At 37.1% G+C, this 23,090-nt stretch carries 19 protein-coding genes and 1 tRNA gene; 6 read left to right on the top strand and 14 right to left on the bottom strand.

Going from position 1 to position 23,090, the window contains the following annotated elements; translation table 11 throughout:
- Positions 1-68: 68 nt before the first annotated feature.
- The 4 genes from NSCAC_RS08575 to NSCAC_RS08590 all read right to left on the bottom strand — a co-directional run bounded on the left by NSCAC_RS08575 (position 69) and on the right by NSCAC_RS08590 (position 3,382).
- Positions 69-143 (bottom strand) — tRNA-Gln (locus NSCAC_RS08575).
- Between the two features lie 20 nt (positions 144-163).
- A complete protein-coding gene (ispE, locus tag NSCAC_RS08580; RefSeq protein ID WP_197744383.1) occupies positions 164-1,018 on the bottom strand; it encodes a 4-(cytidine 5'-diphospho)-2-C-methyl-D-erythritol kinase in 855 nt (284 codons plus the stop codon).
- A gap of 7 nt (positions 1,019-1,025) precedes the next feature.
- Positions 1,026-1,604, bottom strand: coding sequence for a lipoprotein insertase outer membrane protein LolB (gene lolB / locus NSCAC_RS08585; RefSeq protein ID WP_197744384.1), 579 nt, complete (start codon positions 1,602-1,604; stop codon positions 1,026-1,028).
- 35 nt (positions 1,605-1,639) lie between these two features.
- Positions 1,640-3,382, bottom strand: a complete 1,743-nt coding sequence (locus NSCAC_RS08590; RefSeq protein ID WP_197744385.1) for a tetratricopeptide repeat protein — start codon at positions 3,380-3,382, stop codon at positions 1,640-1,642.
- A 146-nt stretch (positions 3,383-3,528) separates the two neighbouring features.
- Between NSCAC_RS08590 and hemA the strand changes: the two genes are divergently transcribed.
- From hemA to minE, 5 genes are all read left to right on the top strand, one after another.
- Positions 3,529-4,788 (top strand): glutamyl-tRNA reductase, encoded by a 1,260-nt coding sequence (gene hemA / locus NSCAC_RS08595; RefSeq protein WP_197745370.1) that lies wholly within the window; start codon positions 3,529-3,531, stop codon positions 4,786-4,788.
- Between the two features lie 24 nt (positions 4,789-4,812).
- Positions 4,813-5,895 (top strand): peptide chain release factor 1, encoded by a 1,083-nt coding sequence (prfA, locus tag NSCAC_RS08600; RefSeq protein ID WP_197744386.1) that lies wholly within the window; start codon positions 4,813-4,815, stop codon positions 5,893-5,895.
- Between the two features lie 110 nt (positions 5,896-6,005).
- Positions 6,006-6,728, top strand: coding sequence for a septum site-determining protein MinC (gene minC / locus NSCAC_RS08605; RefSeq protein WP_197744387.1), 723 nt, complete (start codon positions 6,006-6,008; stop codon positions 6,726-6,728).
- Positions 6,729-6,756: 28 nt separating this feature from the next.
- On the top strand, positions 6,757-7,563 hold the full coding sequence (gene minD / locus NSCAC_RS08610; protein WP_197744388.1) for a septum site-determining protein MinD: 807 nt from the start codon (positions 6,757-6,759) through the stop codon (positions 7,561-7,563).
- Positions 7,564-7,567: 4 nt separating this feature from the next.
- Entirely contained in the window at positions 7,568-7,843 is a 276-nt protein-coding gene (gene minE / locus NSCAC_RS08615; protein WP_197744389.1) for a cell division topological specificity factor MinE, read from the top strand.
- 16 nt (positions 7,844-7,859) lie between these two features.
- Here the strand turns inward: minE and NSCAC_RS08620 are convergent, their stop codons facing one another.
- From NSCAC_RS08620 to hemC, 4 genes are read right to left on the bottom strand one after another with little or no spacing between them, the layout of a single operon-like run.
- Positions 7,860-9,149, bottom strand: a complete 1,290-nt coding sequence (locus NSCAC_RS08620) for a heme biosynthesis HemY N-terminal domain-containing protein (protein WP_197744390.1) — start codon at positions 9,147-9,149, stop codon at positions 7,860-7,862.
- Complete coding sequence (locus NSCAC_RS08625; RefSeq protein WP_197744391.1) at positions 9,146-10,591, bottom strand: uroporphyrinogen-III C-methyltransferase; 1,446 nt, start codon at positions 10,589-10,591, stop codon at positions 9,146-9,148. Before NSCAC_RS08625 ends, NSCAC_RS08620 begins: the two co-directional genes overlap by 4 nt.
- 3 nt (positions 10,592-10,594) lie before the next feature.
- Positions 10,595-11,377, bottom strand: a complete 783-nt coding sequence (locus NSCAC_RS08630) for a uroporphyrinogen-III synthase (protein WP_197744392.1) — start codon at positions 11,375-11,377, stop codon at positions 10,595-10,597.
- Positions 11,367-12,299, bottom strand: coding sequence for a hydroxymethylbilane synthase (hemC, locus tag NSCAC_RS08635; protein WP_197744393.1), 933 nt, complete (start codon positions 12,297-12,299; stop codon positions 11,367-11,369). Before hemC ends, NSCAC_RS08630 begins: the two co-directional genes overlap by 11 nt.
- 194 nt (positions 12,300-12,493) lie before the next feature.
- Between hemC and argH the strand changes: the two genes are divergently transcribed.
- Complete coding sequence (gene argH / locus NSCAC_RS08640; RefSeq protein WP_197744394.1) at positions 12,494-13,906, top strand: argininosuccinate lyase; 1,413 nt, start codon at positions 12,494-12,496, stop codon at positions 13,904-13,906.
- Here argH and gcvT read toward each other — a convergent pair.
- The 6 genes from gcvT to NSCAC_RS08975 all read right to left on the bottom strand — a co-directional run bounded on the left by gcvT (position 13,893) and on the right by NSCAC_RS08975 (position 22,931).
- Positions 13,893-14,990 carry a glycine cleavage system aminomethyltransferase GcvT gene (gene gcvT, locus NSCAC_RS08645; RefSeq protein ID WP_197744395.1) on the bottom strand — a complete coding sequence of 366 codons (1,098 nt, stop codon included), beginning with the start codon at positions 14,988-14,990 and terminating at the stop codon, positions 13,893-13,895. The two genes, argH and gcvT, sit on opposite strands and share 14 nt — an antisense overlap.
- Before the next feature lie 51 nt (positions 14,991-15,041).
- Positions 15,042-15,458 (bottom strand): acyl-CoA thioesterase, encoded by a 417-nt coding sequence (locus NSCAC_RS08650; protein ID WP_232085928.1) that lies wholly within the window; start codon positions 15,456-15,458, stop codon positions 15,042-15,044.
- A gap of 503 nt (positions 15,459-15,961) precedes the next feature.
- On the bottom strand, positions 15,962-20,488 hold the full coding sequence (locus NSCAC_RS08655; RefSeq protein ID WP_197744396.1) for an NACHT domain-containing protein: 4,527 nt from the start codon (positions 20,486-20,488) through the stop codon (positions 15,962-15,964).
- A 221-nt stretch (positions 20,489-20,709) separates the two neighbouring features.
- Entirely contained in the window at positions 20,710-21,399 is a 690-nt protein-coding gene (locus tag NSCAC_RS08845; protein ID WP_232085929.1) for a hypothetical protein, read from the bottom strand.
- 196 nt (positions 21,400-21,595) lie between these two features.
- Positions 21,596-21,883, bottom strand: a complete 288-nt coding sequence (locus tag NSCAC_RS08850) for a hypothetical protein (protein ID WP_232085930.1) — start codon at positions 21,881-21,883, stop codon at positions 21,596-21,598.
- Positions 21,884-22,631: 748 nt separating this feature from the next.
- Positions 22,632-22,931: a PDDEXK family nuclease gene (locus tag NSCAC_RS08975; protein ID WP_456298406.1), complete on the bottom strand. Its 300-nt coding sequence runs from the start codon at positions 22,929-22,931 to the stop codon at positions 22,632-22,634.
- Positions 22,932-23,090: the final 159 nt, after the last annotated feature.

Raw genomic sequence — 23,090 nt, forward strand, 5'->3', positions numbered from 1 at the left:
TAGCCAATGAATTTACTTCAAATTAAGAGAATATATTGATATTTTAGTTATTGAAATAGTTAAATTAATGGCTGGGGTGCCAGGATTCGAACCTGGGAATGCGGGGATCAAAACCCCGTGCCTTACCTCTTGGCGACACCCCAATAATCATAGTAATGAATATCTATTTTAAGATTTTATCCTTAGATTTAGATAGGTAGTCCTGTAATGGAGATTCATTATACCCCTTTGTAATGATTCCTTTCCAGGGAGTAGGCATTTTTTTTAACACTTCTAGTGCCTTTTGTTTTGTATCAAATAACCCAAAAACACTACTTCCTGTTCCTGTCATTCTGGTTAAAGTAAACTGAGATAACCAATAGATCACCTCTCCTATTATGGGGTATTTCCGGCATACTATTGGCTCAAGTACATTCTCTCCCTTACCCTCAATATAATCTGCTATAGTAATAGATCTACAATCTCTTTTCAATTCATCAGCTGAAAATATCTCCTCAGTAGAAACTTGTACTGGAGGCATAACTACAAGATACCAAGCTTCTTTGGGATTAATCGATACTAACTTTTCTCCTACACCTTCAGCCCATGCTGCATGGCCATAAATAAAAATAGGAACATCAGCACCCAAACGCAATCCTAATTCGCTGAGTTCTACTACAGAAAGGTTAGTTTTCCATAGATCATTTAAAGCGACTAATACAGTTGCTGCATCTGAGCTTCCCCCACCTAGTCCTCCCCCCATAGGAAGATTTTTATAAAGTGAAAGCTCAACGCCTTGACTATACCCTGTTTCTTTTTGTAGGAGCTGTGCAGCTCTATATACTAGATCTCTTTCTTTAGGGATATTGGAGAGAGGTGTATATACAATATTCCTATTAAGGGATAATTTAAATGTAAGCCAGTCATAATAGCCGATAAATTGGAAAGCGGTTTGGAGTAAATGATAACCATCTGATCTACGCCCTGTAATATGAAGAAATAAATTTAACTTAGCAGGTGCGGGATAGACGAAAAACATAATTTAATTAGCTGAAATTCCACTGTTGGATAACTAAGCGAACTTTAAGCTGTGGGCTATTTAAAAATATCTTTTCAGGTAAATATTGCTGTTTAATTTTTTTATACTTTTGATAGTGAATATGCCAATTTCCTTGGTGCAAATTCTCTAAATACCCCCAAGAATCCAAAAGTAGCTTTTTTGTAGCTAATTTAGGAGTAGGCAATCCTAACACCCAGTAATTTAGACTATCTATAGGTAAGGACCACCCAAGTCTTGATCGAAGTAGGTGATCAGGAGAAGTTGCAGTCACTGGTTTTTCTTTTGGTAATTGCAAGGTGACTAAATTACAATCGCCATGAAGTACTACCTTTCCTTGCCCAAAAGGAAATATCCAAGAAATATCGTATATACCATTTTTCTGAGACCAATATAGGGTGCCTGATCCTGATTTTTTTTCCTTAATAGCTTGGATGCTTAAACGCCCTTTTAGATCCCAATTTTTTATGTTTTGAAGAGTAAGCTGATGATCATACCATACTTTTTGAGGATCTGCTGGTATAGGTCGGTGTCTTGCACAACTTGTAATAAATAGAATTATCAACACTATGAAAATAGTTGAGCATCTCATTTTGCTCCATATCATTTTTGAAAACGCTGCATTACCTCTAAGAGTACTTTACTATTTTGGTTATCTTCAAGAGCGTGCTCCCAAACTTTGCGAGCACCAGACTCATCCCCCTTTGACCATAACACTTCCCCAAGATGGGCAGCAATTTCAGGATCTTTTCGAATCTCTATAGCCTTAAGTAAATAATGTGCTGCTTTATCATAATCTCCTAAGCGGTAATGAATCCATCCCATACTATCTAGAATAAATGCATTATTAGGCTTTAATTTCATTGCTTTTGAGACATATTCTAACGCTTCATTAAATCGATGAGTTTGCACTACTAAAGTATAACCTAAAGCATTTAGGGCTTCTGCGTTATCTGGGCTTGCCGTTAAAATATGATGGAGATCATTTTCTACAATATCTAATTTATTTAGATTTTCTGCAACCATTGCTCTTGCATAAAGTAGCTCAATCTCCTCTGGTTGATTTTCTAGAGCTTTGCTATAGTAGGAGAGTGCCTCCTCATAGCGGTCAGCGTTAGTAAGTATTTCTCCTTCTGCAAGCTGAAACCGTACTTTTTGTTCTGGAAATTTTTGGCTTAATAGGTGTAAATGATTTCGTGCTTCTTCTGTATAGTGCTGCTTAGCAAGCAAAATTGCTTGTCGAATTTGAGCATCTATTATGAGAGATCCCTGAGTAATAGAAGAGTACCAATTCATAGCAATTTCAGGGCGATTTTGTAATTCTGCAAGTCTACCTAGATAAAATCGTGCCTGAGTAGTGCTTGGGTCTATCTTTAATAACTGCCGAAAATAATCTTCCGCTTGTTTATACTCTCGCTGATCTATAGCTAAAGCACCTTGGCCTAGAAGTACATCTGGATTTTCAGGCTGTTCTTTCTCCAATTGATTAAAGATCTTATGAGCTTCTAAATCAGAACCTACTCTCATCAGAGTCTGCCCATAAGCAAGGCGTAAGAAAAAAGAAGCTTTTTTATTATTTTTTACGGCTGCTCTTAATATCTGAACAGATTCATCTTCCTTACCTTGTTTCTCAAGAATATTAGCTTCCATTGCTATTATTTTATCTGAATTTGAGAATTGCTTACTAATCTGACTAATTGCCTGTAAGGATTCTTCAAACTGATTTAATTCTAATGTGAGATAAGCATACCCATATAGAGCATCTGGATCTTTCCTTTGAAATGCATCTAGTCCCCTCATGAGAGAGGTAGCTGCTTTTGAATCTGGTGCTTTAATGAGTAATATAGCAATCTGTAAGAAAATTTCTTCCTTTGATTTGGTATTATAGATAACTAGCTGTGTTAAATGGTTCTTAACTTCATTATACTTTTCTTGTTGCAAGAGCATTGCGATCAATACTTGTCTTGCATCCTCATTTTTAGGATCTATTTGTACCCAAAGCTTAGATGCACGTGTAGCATAGCTAATATTTCGTGCAAAAAGGGCAATACGGGTTGCTCTTTCAGCAAGACGAATATCTTGAGTAGATTCTGCTGCCAGCAGGTAATTTTCCATAGCATAAGCTATTTGCCCCTGTTGTCCCGCAATTTCGGCAGAAATCAATTGGTATAACAATTTAGGGGTTAAAGAACCATATGAATAGCTACTCTTATTTTCCTTTTCTGTGTACTGTAGTGTATTTTTATCTATTTTTTCAGCAGCTAAGTTAGTCTTAGATAGGGTACAACTAACTAGCAGTAAAGATAAAGTTAATTGAAAAACTAGTGGGAAAGGAGTTTGTTTCATTAAAGTATCTCCATTACTCCTCAAAAAATTTTCTAACTCAAAAAAGCAACTCACATATAAGCTCAATTATACCGAATTTAATGAAAATTTAGTGATTTTTGAGCTAAAATACACGGAGTATTTGTTTTGATGTTTACATTTTTATGATGCAATTACTTGCTTTTGGCGTTAACCATAAAACTGCACCGGTGGCTGTGCGAGAACAGCTTACTTTCGCTCCAGATCGGCTACCCTCAGCACTTACAGAACTTGTGAAATATGACGGTATTAATGAAGCAGCGATTTTATCTACCTGCAATCGTACCGAGCTTTATTGTGGCTATACTTCAGGAAAAGAAAATGCTGCTATTGAGTGGTTACGACAATACCATCATATGGAACTCCAAAGTTTAAAGCCCTGCCTATATACTCACCCAAATAAGTCTGCTGTACGCCATCTATTGCGAGTGGCTAGTGGTTTAGACTCTATGATACTAGGTGAGCCCCAAATATTAGGGCAAATTAAAACAGCATATCAACATGCAGTTGAGGCAGGCACAATTGGTCGCCTACTTAGTCGCTTGTTTCAACACACTTTTCATGTAGCAAAGCAAGTACGTACAGATACTTCGATTGGAGCAAGCCCTATATCAGTTGCATTTTCTGCAGTTAGTCTTGCAAAACAGATATTTAGGGATTTAGAATCTAAAACAGCTCTCTTAATTGGTGCAGGCGAAACAATTGAACTTGCAACTCGACACTTATTTTCAAATCATATCGGGCAAATAATTATTGCTAATCGTAGTATTGAAAAAGCACAGCAGTTAGCTAATCAGTTTAATAGTAATGCTATATCAATTGCTCAAATTCCAGAATATCTTCCTAAGGCGGATATTGTAATTTCTTCTACAGCAAGCCAACTACCTATTTTAGGAAAAGGTGCAATTGAACGTGCTTTACGTATCCGGAAGCACCGACCTATATTTATGGTGGATATCGCTGTGCCGAGGGATATTGAACCTGAAGTAGGAGAATTACAGGATGTTTATCTCTACAATGTAGATGATCTGCAAGAAGTTATTCAGGAAAATCTTCAATCTCGCCAAGCAGCAGCAAAACAAGCTGAGGAGATTATTGATATTCAAGTAGAAAATTTTATGGAATGGGTGCATGGACAAAATGCCACCCCTATTATTCGGGCAATCCGTAAAGAAACAGAGCAGTTATGCAGAGAAGTTTTAGAAAAAGCACAAAAGCGTATTGCCAATGGCCAAGATCCTAGTGAAGTGCTTGCTATGCTGAGTCATAATATTACTAATAAATTTTTACATATTCCTAGTCGACAGATACAAATTTTGAGTGCTACAGGAGATAAATCTATTTTAGAGGCAGCAATAAAGATATTTGATATTCATCAACAAGATTAAAATCTAATTTATTGCTATTTACCTATGAAAGAATCTATTCAAAATAAACTCAGAATATTATCTGAGCGACAACAAGAGCTCTCTGTTTTGCTTGCCGATCCTGAAATTGCAGGCGATCAAAATAAATTTCGTGAATTATCTCAAGAATATGCACAAAACCAGCCAGTTATTAATTGTTTTCAAGATTTTGAAAAAACGAAAAATATATTAATAGAAGCTACAGCAATGCTATCTGAGAAGGACACTGAGCTAAAGGATCTCGCTCGGGATGAAATTACAATTGCAGAAAATAGGATTGAACAACTGAATCAAGAATTACAAATTCTATTACTCCCTAAGGATATTAATGATGGGAGAAATGTTTTCTTAGAAATTCGCGCAGGTACAGGAGGGGATGAGGCTGCTCTATTTACAGGGGATCTGTTACGTATGTATTTACGCTATGCAGAGCAAAAAGGCTGGAAAACAGAGATTGTAAGTAATAGTTCAGGAGAGCATGGGGGTTATAAAGAAATCATTGTACGTATTATCGGTAGTGGTGTATATTCTCGCTTAAAATTTGAGTCTGGGGCTCATCGTGTCCAGAGAATCCCTCAAACAGAATCTCAAGGGAGAATTCACACATCTGCATGCACAGTTGCTATCATGCCTGAGGCTGAAGAAATTGATGATATTGAACTCAATTCTGCAGATTTGCGTGTAGATACATTCCGTGCCTCGGGAGCAGGAGGTCAACACGTGAATAAAACAGATTCTGCAATTCGAATCACTCATATTCCTACTGGAATAGTTGTAGAGTGCCAAGATGAGCGCTCTCAGCATAAGAATAGAGCTCGTGCAATGTCTTTACTTCAGGCTAAAATAAAAGCAGTGGAAGAAACTAAACTTGCAGTAGAAGAAGCACAAACTCGTCGGAATTTAGTAGGTAGTGGCGATCGATCAGAGCGGATTCGAACCTATAATTTCCCCCAAGGCCGCGTTACTGATCATCGAATTAATTTAACTCTATACAAGCTCAATGAAATTTTGGAAGGTTACATAGATATAATTATTGATCCTTTAATTACAGAACATCAAACAGATCAACTTTCTCATATTGGGTACTAAAAATAATATTAGAATCTATTTTTTGCACCTTGATTTTTAATAATTTTTACTGTAGAAAATTATTTTAGCCTAAATCTATAGTTCGCTATTTTACATATTCATTTATATTTATGACTTTCAATTTGAGAGATTCCTTTGAGCTCAAAGGAGAGTTATCTGCTTTAAGTGTTTTGAAGCTACGAGATACCAATATAGAAAAAATTAACCATGATCTTGCTACTAAGATCAAAGCAGTTCCAGGTTTTTTTTCAAATACACCTATTATCATTGATCTCGGCTATTTAGCAAATAATTCTATTCCACTAGATTTTGATGCTTTAAAGTCCACGCTAGCTAGATATGGTTTAATACCTATCGGGGTACGTAATGCTAAAAAAAGAGATCAGGAAATGGCCCTTGAAATAGGGTTAGCATTGCTAAGAGATGAACCTATTGAATACACTTTACCTGAAGATAGAAATAGTAATAATCAAGATATAAAATCTTCTCACTATGAAGATTTATCTTGTAAAGCACTAACTATTACGAAACCTGTACGTTCCGGGCAGCAGATTTATGCTAAAAAATGTGATTTAATTGTACTTTCCCACACGAGTCCCGGATCGGAATTATTAGCAGATGGAAATATTCATATTTATGGATCTCTCCGAGGGCGTGCACTAGCAGGTATCCACGGAGATAGGCAAGCAAGAATATTTTGTCAGAGCTTAGAAGCAGAGTTAATTGCAGTCGCAGGAAATTATAAATTGATAAATGATATTGGGTCTACATTCAGAGGTCGGTCTACCCAAATCTATTTACAGGAAGAACATCTAATAGTTTCATTATTATAGATTATAGTTTAGATTAGGGAGAATAAATGTGAGAGTTATCGTTGTTACCTCTGGCAAGGGGGGGGTAGGTAAAACAACTACCAGTGCTGCATTTTCTACTGGTCTTGCAATGCAGGGTTACAAAACAGCTGTAATTGATTTTGATATAGGATTACGAAATCTAGATCTTACTATGGGATGCGAAAGACGTGTAGTCTATGATTTAATTAATGTAATTCATCATGAGGCACAGCTTAACCAGGCTTTAATCAAAGATAAGCGGATAGAAGGCTTATATATTCTTCCTGCATCTCAAACTAGAAATAAGGATGCTTTAACTAGAGAAGGGGTCAAAGAAATTTTAAATGAATTACGTACTCTTGAATTTGATTATGTGGTTTGTGATTCGCCAGCAGGTATAGAACATGGTGCACTCACAGCACTTTATTTCGCAGATGAAGCATTGATTGTGACTAATCCTGAAGTTTCTTCTGTACGAGATTCTGATCGAATTCTTGGTCTTATTCAAAGTAAATCTCAGAGGGCAGAGAACAAAGGAGAGCCTATAAAAGAGCACTTAATAATAAGTCGCTATAGTGCTGAGTTAGTAAAGAAAGGGGATATGTTAGGTGTAGATGATATTCTTGATATCCTTGCAATCCCAATGCTTGGAATTATTCCTGAATCTAAAGCAGTGCTTCAAGCCTCTAATGCCGGAATACCTGTGATTATGGATGAGACTACAGATGCTGGTCAAGCTTATTGGGATGTAGTGTGTCGCTTTCTGGGAGAAGATCTTCCTCATAGGTTTATTCATTCTGAAAGAAAACCATTTTTTAAACGACTATTTGGATAATAAGATGAATTGGATAAAATTCTTTCGCACTGACTCTGATCGCAAAAACTCTGCTCTTACTGCAAAAGAACGCCTGCAGATTGTAATTGCTCATGAACGAGTAGATAGACATGGACCATCTTACTTACCTCAATTAAGAAGAGATATGCTGGAAGTAATTAGAAAATATGTTACTGTAGACGATGAGCATGTTAAAATCCATATAGAACAGGATGGAGATACGGATATACTTGCTCTAAATGTTTATCTAAGCGAGGAGTTGTCAGAGTCAGAAGTTTAGATTAATCTACATTAAATTAATTTGTTGTAGAGGAGCCTATCATTAATCGGGGGGCTCCATTACTATTATCACTTACCAAGTTTTGGTTAAGGTTTTGAGGATGACTAAACTTGATCTCATTACTACTACTATCTATAACCATTGATAACCCTTTACAATAATACTCTAAAGCGGACTCTAATTTCCCTAGTTCTTTACATACTTCTCCAAGCTCCTCATAAGATTCTGCATTAGGTGCATAGGAAATACTTTTCTCTAAGTATTGTTTTGCTTTCTCCCATAGATGATTATTTTTAGATAAACGACCTAGCGTTAAAAGTAACCAAGGGTTTTCTCCATACTGGTTAAGCCAAGTTTCAGCCCATAGTAATTGAGACTCTTTGTTAGAAGATTGTATTATTCCATATAAATGGATGAGTTCATCAGCCCATTTCTTCTTCAAGGAATTTTGAATGAGTTGTTCTGCTTCATCTTGTTTTCCCTGATTTAAAAGCATATAAGCATAAGTAGTGATAACTCGTGAATTCTGCTGTAAGCTAGTAGGAACAGCCCTCCATTCTTCAATAAGGTATGTGCTTCCTCTCTGAGATGCAACAAGTAGTAGCTCAGTATAGGCAATAGTTTCTAATGATTCTTGTTCCTCTTTATTAATTAGCTTTTGGCGTTGTAAGTCAGGCAGTAACCCTAATAGCTGATTCCAATCTTTTTGCTGTAAATATAGATTTTTTAATAATTTCAATGGTTGAGGGTGTTTTGGATCAATACCTCTCAATTGATTTAAAGTAGTAAGTGCATCACCATACTGATCACTATTAAGCTGAAATTCAGCTTGAGCAAGGCCTATCGCAAAGCTAGCTGCAGGAGTAGTTTCACTGGCTAGCCTAAGATAAGCATCTCGCCGATCGTAGGCTCCTTGATTTTGGGCGGCAGACGCTGCAGAGAGATAATTAAATAGAGGAGCACTGCTATGTTTTATCTCTTTAACTAGGCTATGTTCGGCTCTAGGCCAATTTCCCTCTTCTAAATCAATTAACCCCTCGGTAAATAATTTATTAGCATGGGAGATTTGGTATTTTTTTTGTAATTCCCCAAATTTTTTGGGGATATTATAAGTATGTGCAAAAACACGAATAATAAAATATCCAGCTACGACAATGGCAGCTAAGGTAACAATACCTAATACTAAAGTAGTTTCAACAGACCATTGATCATAGCCGATAGTAATGTATCCTGGATCATCTTTAGTAAGTAATCCTAAGCCTACACCCAAAATAAGTGTAATTAAGATAAAAATTATTATTTTCATGGATTACCTCCCTCAGAACTTTCAACAGATTGCCGCCGAATTAACTCATTGAGCATTTTTAGAGATTGAAAAATGTCAGGTAAAGGTGGTTTAATCACAGTTTTCTCAAGTTGTGCTAGTGTATCCTGCATAACTACAGTCTGAGTACCCTGAAAGTAAGTATCTAACCATGTTTTAGCTTCCTTAATAGCCTCTTGAAAATTCTCTTCATTTCTTTGTATTAAACTTAAACGAGCCACTTCCAATTTGAGCTGTAAGTTTTGATAGATAAGATAGCGCTCCTCTGGTATAAACTTAGATAAGTTATTCCCTCCACTCTCTCGATGGTTGAAAATAACTAAATGCTGAAGTTCACCTCTAATATTTAGCAATGCTTCTTTAATTTGGACTAAATTAGGAAGTTTATTTTTAACTTCTGTATCCTGTTTTTTATCTTCTTGCAAATTCTTTCCTTGATGAGATAACTCTTTTTGAGAATCTCCCTTTAATTCTAGATTATTTACTTTTTTAATTTGATAACTAAGAGACATAGCCATTTGATTAATGTCTGGTATCGCAACTGATTTTAGTAAATTAATCTCTTTTTCTAGTTGATTTTCTATAGGGGAAAATTCAGATCTTGAATTATAGCTAATTGCTTCTTTGGCTAACTGTAAAGCCGTCAGTGCTGAGTTAATATCATAGTTTAAGCGTAATTGCTCATTTGCTATACGTAAGAAGTAAGTAGCCTCAATTACACTCCACGTTTCTGTTGAAGTTGATGTCCGTTTTTCTTCTCCTAAAGTAGCATTAATTACTCTTATTTGATTTTTTAAATATGCGATATTTTCTTGAATTTGGGGAAAATTATCCCCTTCTGTTTTAGGTTGTTCTTTTAGTAAGGCCAGTTCTGCTTGTATAGTACCAATTTGAGTAACTCGTTCATGTACCTTGTTTTGTAAATCTGAAATGGCTTCTTGTATGGGCACTAATTGATTTGTAAGCAAGCTTTCTATTGTTTCTGTAGTAATAACATTGCTAGAATTTTGATTATTAAATTTATGAATAAATTCTTCCCTAAGGATTTCTCTGGCTTGTTGTTCCCTTTCAATAAGGGATTTACCATAAAATATGCCTGCTGCAACTAGCGAAATTATAATAATCCCAAATAGGGAAGGTATTACCCATAAATAAAAATTCTTTCTACCAGAAGATACCCTGCTAACGACAGGCTGCTGTGTATACCTTACTCGAGAAAAATTTGCAGGAGATACTTTTTTTGTGGCTTTTTTTACTGTCGAATCCCCTACCTCAGATGTAGAGGATTTTTCTCTTTTCTCTGTGGAATCTACTAAAGTAGATTCTCTACTCTCTTCCAGCGACATGTTTTTTAGGCTATCTTTGTTTTTGTGTAGATCTGAGAATGGCTCATGTTGGTGTTGATCTTTTCTTTTTTTACTCATAAATTAAGCCCTGCATCTAATCATTGCTGTAATAAGGGCATTATCTTCAGGTTTGTCTACTGGGTAGATCTTAGTGAATCCTAGCTCTTTTGCTCTTTGAGCTTGCCGTATGCCAATAACTACTAAGGGGGTAGTATAGAGCTTTTCTAGTAGAGAAGTTGCAACAACAGTACATAGGTTCTCTAAAATCTCTTGGCTAGTAGTGACAATGATATCTGCAGGATTACTTATTAAGGTTTGATGAAGAGTTTTTAATACTGTAGGTAGGGGTAAACACCTACGATAAACTTCTCCAAAACTTACTTGTGCACCTCGATCTGCTAATGTTTTAGCAAGTAAATTTCTTCCCCCATTTCCACGAAAAATTATAATTTTTTTTCCTACCATGTCTTGAAATTCATCCATAGCAAGTAATGCTTCACTATTATAACCGGTACTAGGGCAAAGACTTATAAACAAATTAAATGCTGCTAATGTCTTTGCTGTTCCTCTTCCAACTACCGCAATTTTTAAGTTTTTTGGGAAATTTCTTTGTTCTAAAATAAGAGGAATTCCATATTTAACTGCATTTACACTAACAAATATAGCCCAATGGAAAGTATCTAGGGATTGAATAATTTCATTTACTTCGGGGTAACTTTCCGATTTAATAATCCTAATCATAGGAAAATGCAGTGAGCATCCTCCCTCTTTTTCAATAAGCCGGCATAAATTCTCAGCTTGTCCCATTGGGCGAGTTACTAAAATACGTTGTCCTGCGAGTCTCTGATCACTGCTAGCTACCATAAATCTCAGCCAAGATTTTATCTGCTCCTCGATTTAATAAATCCTCAGCAAGAGAGGTTCCTATATTTTCTGCTTCGGTTAATAATCCTTTTATTTCTCCTCGAATAACTTCACTACCATCAGGGCGACCCACCAAAGCTCGTAACCAAACTTGATTATCATCAATAAGTTCAGCGTAACCTCCGATAGGAACTTGGCATCCTCCAGCAAGCCGCTCATTTAATGCACGTTCTGCAATCACAGTAATCCTAGTTGGCACATGTTCAAGTGATTTAAGTAATTGCTCAGTTACTGTATCGCCTTTTCGGCACTCAATGCCAATTGCACCTTGGCCAATAGCAGGAAGACTGATTTCAGGTGTAAGCGTTTCCTTAATTCGCTCTTCTAGTGTAAGACGTTTTAATCCTGCTGTAGCTAGAATGATAGCATCAAATTCATTGTTATCTAGTTTGGTCAGACGAGTATTTACATTACCTCTTAAGTCCAAAATTTGAAAATCACTCCGGTATTCACAAATTTGAGTTTGTCGCCGTAGACTGGATGTGCCTACTCTAGCACCTTGAGGAAGATCGCTTAGTTTTTGCCAATGGTTAGAGACAAAAGCATCTCTAGGATCTTCCCTTTGGCAAATAGCAGCAATATGGAGTCCATCAGGTAATTCCACGGGCACATCTTTCATTGAGTGAACGGCAATATCTGCCTCGTTATTTAAGATTCCCTGCTCTAGCTCTTTTACGAATAATCCTTTTCCTCCTATTTTTGCTAAAGGAGAATCAAGAATTTTATCTCCTTGAGTAGTCATCATAATAAATTCTACCTGCAATTTAGGATATAGATATTGTAAAGTGTTAGCTACATGTCTTGCTTGCCATAGGGCAAGCTGGCTTTTACGGGTAGCGATGCGAAGAGAAGTTTTCATCATAAAGAAAAAATCATTATTATTGGTTTTAATTTGGATTAAAGCAGATACATTTATCTCAAATCAGTAATAAATATGCCACTAAAATAGAAAGAATATAATTATTCACTCTCTATAATAGAATTAAACTGCAGATATCCTCAAATCATAGCAAAATTTTTATCAACTTTAGCTTAAATGGAGTATATAACACCTCTATGACTGTTTATAGTAAACCTTGGTCAGGACGTTTTACAGAACCGACAGATTCTTTCGTTGAAAAGTTTACTGCATCTATAAATTTTGACTATCGTTTATATGTACAAGACATACAAGGATCCATCGCTCATGCACGTATGCTAGCTAAAGTTGGTGTACTTTCAGCTGATGAGTGTACGCTTATCGTAGAAGGCTTAAAAAGTATTGCTCAAGATATTACTCAGGGTAATTTTACTTGGTCTGAACAGCTTGAAGATGTGCATATGAATATTGAAGCAGCACTTATCCAAAGAATAGGATCTGTAGGTAAAAAGCTTCATACAGGTCGATCAAGAAATGATCAAGTTGCTACAGATATACGTTTATATTTAAGAGATTCAATTGATACTCTTTGTATACAACTACAAAATCTACAAATTGCTTTACTTACTTTGGCTGAGAGAGAATATAAAACTATTATGCCGGGATTTACTCATTTACAAACAGCCCAGCCCGTTACATTTGGTCATCATCTTATGGCTTGGTTTGAAATGCTTGTAAGAGATTTGGCTCGTTTTATTGATTGTCGCCGTAGGGTAAGTACTATGCCTTTAGGATCTGCAGCCCTTGCAGGTACAACCTTCCCCATCGATAGATCCTATACTGCAAAATTATTAGGTTTCGAAACTATTGCGGAAAATTCTTTAGATGCAGTTTCTGATAGGGATTTTGCAATTGAATTTGCCGCAGCAAGTGCACTGTTAATGACTCATTTATCTCGTTTTTCAGAAGAATTAATTTTATGGTCTTCTGCCCAATTTAACTTTATTCAACTACCTGATCGGTTTTGCACTGGCTCTTCTATTATGCCACAGAAGAAAAATCCAGATGTACCAGAATTAGTAAGAGGAAAGACAGGACGAGTCAACGGGCATTTAGTTAGTTTACTTACCTTAATGAAAGCACAGCCCCTTGCCTATAATAAAGATAACCAAGAAGATAAAGAGCCTTTATTCGATACAGTGGATACTGTACTTGGATGTTTAAGGGCTTTTGCTGATATGATTCCTTCTATTAAAACTCATCCAGATAAAATGCGACAAGCCGCTATGCAGGGCTATGCTACTGCCACTGATCTTGCAGACTACTTAGTGCGGAAAGGAGTATCTTTCCGTGATGCACATGAAATTGTAGGGAAAGTAGTTGCGTTAGCAATTGAGCAAAATAAGGATTTATCTAATTTAAGTTTAGAGGAGTTACAAAAATTCAGCTCTTGTATTGAGCAAGATATTTTCAAGATTCTTACATTGGAAGGATCTGTGCAAGCAAGAGATCATCTAGGAGGTACTGCTCCTAATCAGGTAAAGGCTGCAATAGAGCGAGCAAGGAGGAAGTTAAAACCTATCCATCCTCAATTGCTTAATTTGATTTAGCTAACAACTCATCACTAAAGCAAGATTTTCCTTGACGTACAAAAGGGGGCTTTACAATCTCAGCAATAAGCTTTTTGCCACGAATATCTACTTCACAGTGGCTAGCACCAATAGGCACATTAGCAAGGGCAATAGATCGATTTAAAGTAGGGGAAAATCCACCACTAGTAATCATTCCTTCTCCTAAATCAGTCGTGATAGGCTGTCTATTTCGTAATAATCCCTTTCCTAAAAGGAGTAAGCCTACTTGTTGGGTATTAGCTATCTTTTGTTCTAATGTTTTTCTACCAATAAAATCTCGATCTGTAGGTTTTAGCACTACAGTCCAACCTAGTCCAGATTCAAAAGGGGTAGTACTTTCATCCATGTCAGTTCCATAAAGGCACATACCTGCCTCTAACCTTAGAGTGTCTCTAGCACCTAACCCACAAGGAGCTACTCCATGATCTATCATTTTTTGCCACCAGCTTTGAGCATCTACTATTGGAAGCAATAATTCATAACCATCTTCTCCCGTGTATCCTGTACGGGCTATGAAGAAATCTCCCTCCCAGGTTCCATGAAATCGCTTTAAGTTTATTACTCTCTCTTGTATAGACTCGTTTAGCTGATCATGCACCTTATCTCGTGCTTCTGGCCCTTGGATAGCAATCATTGCTAGATCTAACCGTTCTATTACAGATACTCCAAAGGATTGGCTATGAGATTTAATCCAAGCCAAATCCTTATCTCGAGTACCTGCATTAGAAACAATGCGGAATTCTTTCTCTGAAATGAAGTAAGCAATAATATCGTCAATAACCCCCCCATGCTCATTGAGCATACAGCTATAAAGTGCCGCTCCCGGAGTATTTAAACGATCGATATTATTAGCGAGTAAATAGCGTAAAAAAGAGCGTACTTTTTCTCCTTTTAGATCCGTAATTGCCATATGAGAAACATCAAATATTCCTGCTTTTCGACGCACTTGGTGGTGTTCTGCCACTTGAGAGCCATAATGCAGTGGCATTTCCCAGCCTGCGAAATCTACAATATGAGCATCTAAGACCTTATGTAAATCATAGAGTGCGGTACGCTTTTCCATAATTAACCCTTGATATTAAATTTATTGGTATAGGTATTTATAAAATCTTTATTAGCTATCCAAGGGAGGCAATAAACGTTTTTTACCCTCATCATCAATAGCTACAAAAATAAATAATCCTTCTGTTACTTTGGTATACTTTAATTGATCATTTTGAATCCAAACTTCAATATGGATTTTCATAGAAGTTTGCCCCTCACCTATTAAACAGGTATAACAACTCACCATAGAACCAACAGGTACAGGGTGTAAAAAAACCATGCTGTTAATTGCAACGGTAGTTACCCTGCCTTTTGCACGGCGACGAGCACAAGCAGCTCCTGCTAAATCCATTTGGGAGACGATCCAGCCACCAAAAATATCTCCATTCCAATTAGCATCTCTAGGCATGGCAATGGTTTGGATAGAAACATCGCAAACACTACCAGTAGGCATAGTAGGTGGTTGTATAGTAACAGTATCAGACATACGTTAATGGTAATTGAACTTATATTATTAGTAGTGCTTATGATATACAAATTAAGCTAGAAATAAACCAAGTCTTAATTTATTGAAGTGTTGAACATGCGGGAGCTATCTAAAGAGTAAAATCGGAAACTTATGTAAAGTTGACCGTTAATTACTAATCCTACGATTATACACTATAACTCAATAACAAAATGCATAGGTCGATATAATCTGGTATCAACATAGTAGTACGATATTTTCTCCAAGTAATACTAAGTTTGTGGACGGACAAAATAGTTTGGAACGGTAATTCCCCTTAAGCACAGACAATCACTTTACCTACCATCACTCAGCTTCACCTCTTCCTTGATCTGGGTCATGCTATCTCAGCCTGTCTCTGTTACACCTGGCAACATGAACTTCATTATGATATCTGCTCCGATTAACCTATTTTTATCCATTTAACTCTCTCTCTAGCCCTCCTAGATAGTAAAAACCTAAATACAAAGACTACGTTTGCTTACTCAATTTGGTGGCTCCTCTCTGTCAAACCACATATTTCCTATAGGCTTACCATCTTCATATTTAAACAAGCCACTATAAACTAAACGACCAAAAAATTGGCTTACTCCAGAAGAAAACATTTGTTTTTCCCCACCGATTAACCAAACTATTTCCATATCATTATCATCAAGCCATTTTTGTAACCGTTCAGCACATATTAATCCATATGAAGGACCGTACTCTTCTAGACTTGGATCCAAAAACATAAGTTTCCCCTTACTCTCCCATTGCCCCCGTTTCCCCGTGAACCTCGCCAAATCCATCTCCTGAATCAATTCCTTGGCTGGCACATGAAAGTAAAGTGAACTATTAATAGAGTAATCTTTACCACTGTCCTCCCATTCATATTTAGCAAATGGGATAAAGTGTCGGACTGCAATCAGTCCCCTATGAACTTCTTCTGGCTCCCTCCACCCAGAAAGATGGCGATATATTGTGTGCCAGGGATATTCCCCTAAAAAACCTTGATGTTGGGTTGATGATCCAGTGACTATACTGGGATCACAAAGTGTTTTTCCCTCAACCCCTTTTGCTAATAAATCATAATCTTCTTTGCGAATGATTATAGAGTTGATCCTGAACCATCCATCCAGATAAGGACTCTGGATATCATCCTCTGAATACTTCCTATTTTCAGACCAAAAGCCATGCAAAACTAGCCATCTAGAATTGTCAGCAGGCATTGTTCTTTGTAGTAGCTCTGAGAATTGAGGCAAAATCTCTTCATCCCATAAGAAATTAGTCTTGGCCACAGGATCATTTTTATCTGGGAATGGGAAGCTATAAGGTTGCCACCAAGTACACTGCTTGTTGTGATAGGTTTGGTATTCTCCATATTGTCTTGCCCAAATAGTAGGATCAATATCACGTTTATTGATTTGCCAAGGTCCTTCATAATTATCATCATCGGGAACATCGCTATAATCTCGATTAATCCAATGGTAGTTATCAGAAAGTCTTGCCAAAAACTCATGGAAAGCCATCCATTGATATTTTTTGCCAACACGCTCCATTTCTCCACCACTTGGACCGCCGCTCCTTCCATGCGAACACATCATTTCAAAATCAGCAAATAGCTTCTCTGTCCATCCAAACTCATGGATCCGTTTACAAACCCATCTTTGTGCCCATTTCCTACTAAAGGTAGCAGGCTGCTTATTATTTATCCCAGAAAGCCAACGATAACACTCTTGCTGATCGTCATTAAGTTGTGCGTTTATCCTACTATCAAGTTTTTCTTGCTCTTCTCTTTTATCCTCAAATTCGCACATATAGTCTTCGAAATCATACTCAACTCCTCCAAGAGCCTTTAATAACTCTTCTGATGAAGGTAAAATGCAACTTCTTGGTGCTTGTTCTAGACTTGCCAAATATCCTTCTTGGACATCGCCAGTTAATAGCTCATGGGCAAATCGCTGCTTGATCTCAAAACCATTCTCAATCTTTGGTAAGGCTATAAGTGTTGAAGACCAATTATGAACACAGCTCATAGTATAGTTTCCAAAATCACCCGGAAAACCCATTAAAGAACTTTTTATTCTTGATGGAAATTCATCTCCTATTATGCGCTCTATTTCTTTTGAGGATGGATTATCAATTTCTGGGCTGCTCTTATAAGGAGGCTTGAATTTTTCCGTATTTATTTCTTCCGAAAGCACTCCAATATGAAAGGCGTACTCTAAAATTCCTCGTGCATAGTCTCTAAGAAGAATGTGCGGGATTGGTTCACCATCTCTAAAGATCAATTCAAATGTAGTGATCGCTATACCTCTAATAATATCTTCTTTGTTAGTATTGCAAACGACACCATACGCAACAGCATAAATCCTCTCAGTTAAGTACGTATCATTTATAGTCGAAAATTTGTTTAATAAACCTTCAACCAGATGGGGGTAAGATGAAAGAATTCTGACCAAAGATTTTGTAGATCGATCCCTTATTCGCCTGTTCGGGGTGGTCAAAAACCAAATAAGGGTGATAGCGCAGAGCCTAATTCTTTCTTCTTCGACAGACTCTAATTCGCCAGAATATGACCATTCAATAATCGTTCTAACAATGGACTCGTATTCATTATCTTCCTCAGAACTATCACCATACGCTATGTGGATAGACCAAAAGCGGTCTCTTTGAGCAATTACTTTCTTCGCAAGGTTTTGATGAAGAAACTCAGCATTCCATGGATGCTTGGACTCTGTTGACAGTTGCAACAAAATATCCAGTGCTGGATGATTGTAGGAATGTTCATCTAAATTATTTAAAATATCCAGAGTCCTTTCAGAAAAGGAGCTTGGGCTCCTCCATAAAACAGTATTCTGAAAAGTCTCATCTAGCTGCCACTTTTCGACTTCAATATCATCAGGAAGCAAATCCTCCAATTCCCTATTAAAGCGCTCAGCAATAATAATTGCCAGAGATTCAAATATTCCAGAAAATCGATAGTAACTATGTTCTTTGAGTAATTTCCCTATAGATCCTCCATCTGAAAAGGCCGCTTCAATGTCTTCTATCTGATTTACCAATTTTAGAGCAATAAAATAATCACTGAATCGTTCATATGTAAATCTTATTATGAGATTCACACCATCCTTATTTTCGTAAGAAACATCTTCAGAAATAATACCTTCATCAATTAATATATCAAAAAGCTTATCCCCAGAATAAGGGTTCGGGTCGAAAGAATTAATCATTTTTCTAGCATATTGTATCGGAATCCCTTCAAGATGGTCTGGTAATAATTTTGAAGCTATATCCATAAGTGTTGACTTAACGATATTTTCTTGTGGATTGAATTTCTTCTTTCTTGCCACAGCGCTTTCAATGCTTTTGACATAAAAATCAAATAACGAGGTAATAGAATTCAGTCCTTTTGGAAATGAGCTTTGTTCTTTTTGTTTAAGCGCTTTACAGCAAGTTTTCAAAAACAGTGGGTTAGTAAATTCTGGGGCTAATATTGGTGCACTTGGTTTAGATATGCCTTGCAGGGAAAGAAATTTCTCCGCTGCTCTATGCTCATGCCCTCTAAACCCATAATGCTCTAAACGTGGCAGGAGGCTATCACTCGCACTATCTAGAAGAATGTTTAGATATGTACTGCGACAACTGAACAGAACAGCAATATATGGAAACCGTGATAAGTCGGACAAAAACCCTGTTATTTGGTTATACCAGTCCTCTTTGTGTTTGCCTTCGTTGATTGCATCTATTACAATAAGTGCTCTCGAATCCGATGCTTCTCCCGCTGCATCTATAGCCCCTAAGACTTGATAGTTTCTACAGCTTTGTAAGTCTAATGATTTTTTTATGAAATCGATGGGGTTCCCACCTTGGTACTGAGCCCCCAATAAAAATAATGTAGGCAATTTCTCATTGATTCTATGTACGCTTAAGTCACATAGGAGGTGTGATTTACCTATTCCAGCTTCACCATAAAGGAGTAAAGCTTTCGTCTGGGATGAGATGGCTTTTTTTTGTTTTATGAAAAATGCTAATTTGTCTAGTTCGCTGGATAATCCATATAGAACACTTCTAATGTTATCTGTTTTTTTGAACCGATCGGTTTTATCATACACATCCTTATAAATCTCAGCATATAAATTAGATAGCTCCTCTAATAAATTGCTTATGCTTGGTAGTCGATTATGAAAATCTTTGCAGGCAATCCCTTTCTCAAACTCATCTAGTAGATTATCAAGTCGCTCATCTAAGCTATTTATGCTTTCACCGTTTAACGATATATCTCCATTTTTATCCTCTTTCTTTAAGCAAGAAACAGCATCTAAACCAGCTTTTTTGAGCTTTCTTCTCCTCTCTTTAAGAAGATTCCACCATGAAGGATTTAAAGACAGACCATCGAAACTCTTTGCGATGGGAAGTTCAACATGAAACTCTGGGGTATACCTCTCTCCCAAGCTATCTTGCGATCTTTTTACGATCTTTCTGAATACTTCTATTCCGAGAAATGGTTCGTTAAACCAATACAAAGCTCTGCCAGAGTAAAGGGGATCATCAATCGTAAGAAAATTAGTAATCTCATGCTTACCCCAATATGAGAACGTTATTTTACGACCAACAGTCTTTGCTTGACCTTCCCACTTTTCAATTCTCTCTAACCATTCATCTTCAACAGAAACTACTTGCTTCCCTCCTTTCCCTATCTTTCTGCTATCAGCTTTATCTAAAGGCAAGCAAACAACATAATGCGTTAATCTGGGATGATTCTCTAAGGCTGTAGTAAATGATTTGTCTAATTGCTGCCAGTGGGAGGGGTTCATTTCACCTAAAAAATATTTGGCTTGCCAGCATATTTCAGAACCATCCTCTAGAATCCAATAGCACTCAACGCCAGCATCACCACCTGCCCCATCCTTCCTTACAAAACGCTTTCCAGAAGCTGGTTTTTGAAGGTGAGCAATTTGGCAAATCAACTCTTCAAAGCCTGAGTTTTTACTACCTTCATGTGCTCTAATTTTAGAAAAATCAATTTCCATATATGATGAACCTTAAATAACTAAATATTTATTACTTGCTTAGTAAACTGAGTTTTAAATTAATTGTTGGGTAAATCCTGATCGACTCTCCTCATCCAGGCAGCTCTCTTAGCCCATCCCTCCATATCCTCTCTCAACACTTCCAATTCCCCTAATCTCTTCGGATAATTCACCCCTCTATGCCCGTCTCTCCCATACAGCTGATCAAATAAGCCATTTCGCTAATTTAACGAACCTTTCACCACCTCACACCGAATTCTTTCAAAATCACTCTGCCATGTTTCTCGATCAACACCAGTCAAGGCTTTAGTAGTTGGTGAGCCATCTTTACACAGATGTAGTCTACTACGCCCAATTTTAGGCAAAACCAGTATTTCTTCAAAAATTACATGGTATCCAAATTTAGTTTTTGGAATTACAATTAACTCATTAAAGGCCGCAAAGTGATTAGCGAAAATATAGTTGTAATTTGTTGCATCTTGCTTTCCGCTTACATCTGCTGCCGCTAATACACCGCCTAAGTGTGATTCGTCATCAGTACTAAACAAATTACTATTTCCACCTGTAGCCGTTTCTTCTTTTTCTATAATAATTTGGCTACTTTTCCTTGCCTTATATGATTTCTCAATTTGACTAGGTCTGCTAAAACTCACCCAAGTCGGATCAGTCTCTATCACCCGTGTATCTATATCTATATTGGCTGTCGCTTCGTCATCTAACTGTAGATCCTCATCATCAACGACTGACTCTATCGGGACTGCTATGTGTTGTGTACTGCCTTCACCCTCCTTCTTTTCCTGAAAGAATACATGGGTGATCCGTGTTGTTCTAGGAAGCCTCGCACTGACTTCTAAACCAACTATTTTCTCAACTAAATAATCCCTACCTTCATTAGAGAAACGTCCTTTCACATGGAGTTTCCATCCCTGCATGGGTGGTGGGTCAAAACTAAAGCACCACTGCTCACCATTCTTCGTAATTTATCTACTTTTTTGATAGTGCTTAAAAATGCTTTCATAGGAATTCATAACATCTTTATCTAAAAATAACCAAACTAAAAGCTGCTCTACAGCCGACTGCTCTAATGCCTCTTTAGGAAACGAAGAACTAGGTTATATCTAAATGATCTCGCTCCACCTCATACTGAACGTCAAACTCTTGCTGTAAAGCTGTACTGCTCAAGCAGCTTCGACAAAAATAGAGGCTAATTGAAAATAATGACCGAGCTAGCTCTAATTGGGGAATGTGATAACGAATCTTACTATAGAATGTTTCATCCTCGTAGATAAATGAATTCTGCACGCCATCCTTGTTGCGTACGGAAGTAAAGGAAGAAAGGTTAGGAAAATCTATCAATTTAGCTTGCTGCAGGCCCGATACCCCAAACTCAATCACACGATCTGACGTATTACTTTGTTGAGTTGTACGGTTAAGAGTTTTGCCTCTGCTTAAAAAAGGTAAGCTATTAAATATATAATAATTTTATTCTTGCATTGAATTAAGTCAAACAAAAACACACCACACTTTATGGCCCAAGTTACGGAATAAATGACCAATATGTATAACCTGCACATCGTCATCAAAACTAGCTAACTTAACTACTCAATCCTCCTTACAGATCATATCTAAAAGCTCTTTGTGCACCCTCTGTTATCCGCTCTTTAGGCAGTGTCACACTTCATAATAGCCGCTAATGGCTAGGCTCAACATCTTCCTCCTTAAACGTAATAAAGATTTGGCAAATCCGTCTAATTTGATAGTCTTCTACACTCTCGGAGTAACGCCTTAAGCAGAGCGCTATCAAAGGAAGCTTCTGCAAATTTTTAGCAAGCGAAGTTCCATTAGAAATTTACTTTAGTGACCAACTCGATATTGCTCTTGGATAATTTAAGACTGCTATCTAGATGCTTTATTTTTATTAGCAGCCATCGTATAGCGATGCGTTTTCAACTTTAACTGAGTAAAGCCATTCAATATTTTCTTTTACAACGGGATTTATTTCTTTATCAGTAAAAATAAACTAAGGGATTTGCTTTTACTGCCAATAATGTCGCTCTAGTTCTAGTTTTTCTAGGGTGCACTAGTCCTGTCCTGTAAGGCCTCAGCAGGTTTGACTTGAATAGCAAACTGCTGGAAAGGACCGTCAGTCCACTAAAAAATCAGTGAGCATAACCTGATCCACACCCCGAATAGCAGGATGCTTAATTCCACTATCCAATGCAATCTGCTTAGTGTCACTAGGTAATAAAGGAAACTGTTCGCGTATATCTAGCATGCTGTTTTCCCATTCAAGGCTGAGAAAAATAGCAAGCTCTAAATCAGACAGTAAATGATGAATTCGTCCCGTTTTATGAAAGCAAATACGGTTTGATTGACTTGAGGAAAGGATTTCTTGTACTGTTAACCATGGAATATAGTCCTTACCATTCCCTTCCTTGGCCACGCCCCTCTTTAATGCGACGGGCAATTTGTGCTTCAGAAAATGAAGACTTTAGCTATAACGAAAGTCCAGTATGTTTTTTCACAGCATTACTGGACCTCTAAAAGTTCTCATCTTTATTGTTACAGTTCTCAACTATTTTGTCCGCCCACACACATAGCT

It is taken from the genome of Candidatus Nitrosacidococcus tergens (assembly GCF_902810445.1).
GTDB classification, from domain to species: Bacteria; Pseudomonadota; Gammaproteobacteria; order Nitrosococcales; family Nitrosococcaceae; genus Nitrosacidococcus; species Nitrosacidococcus tergens.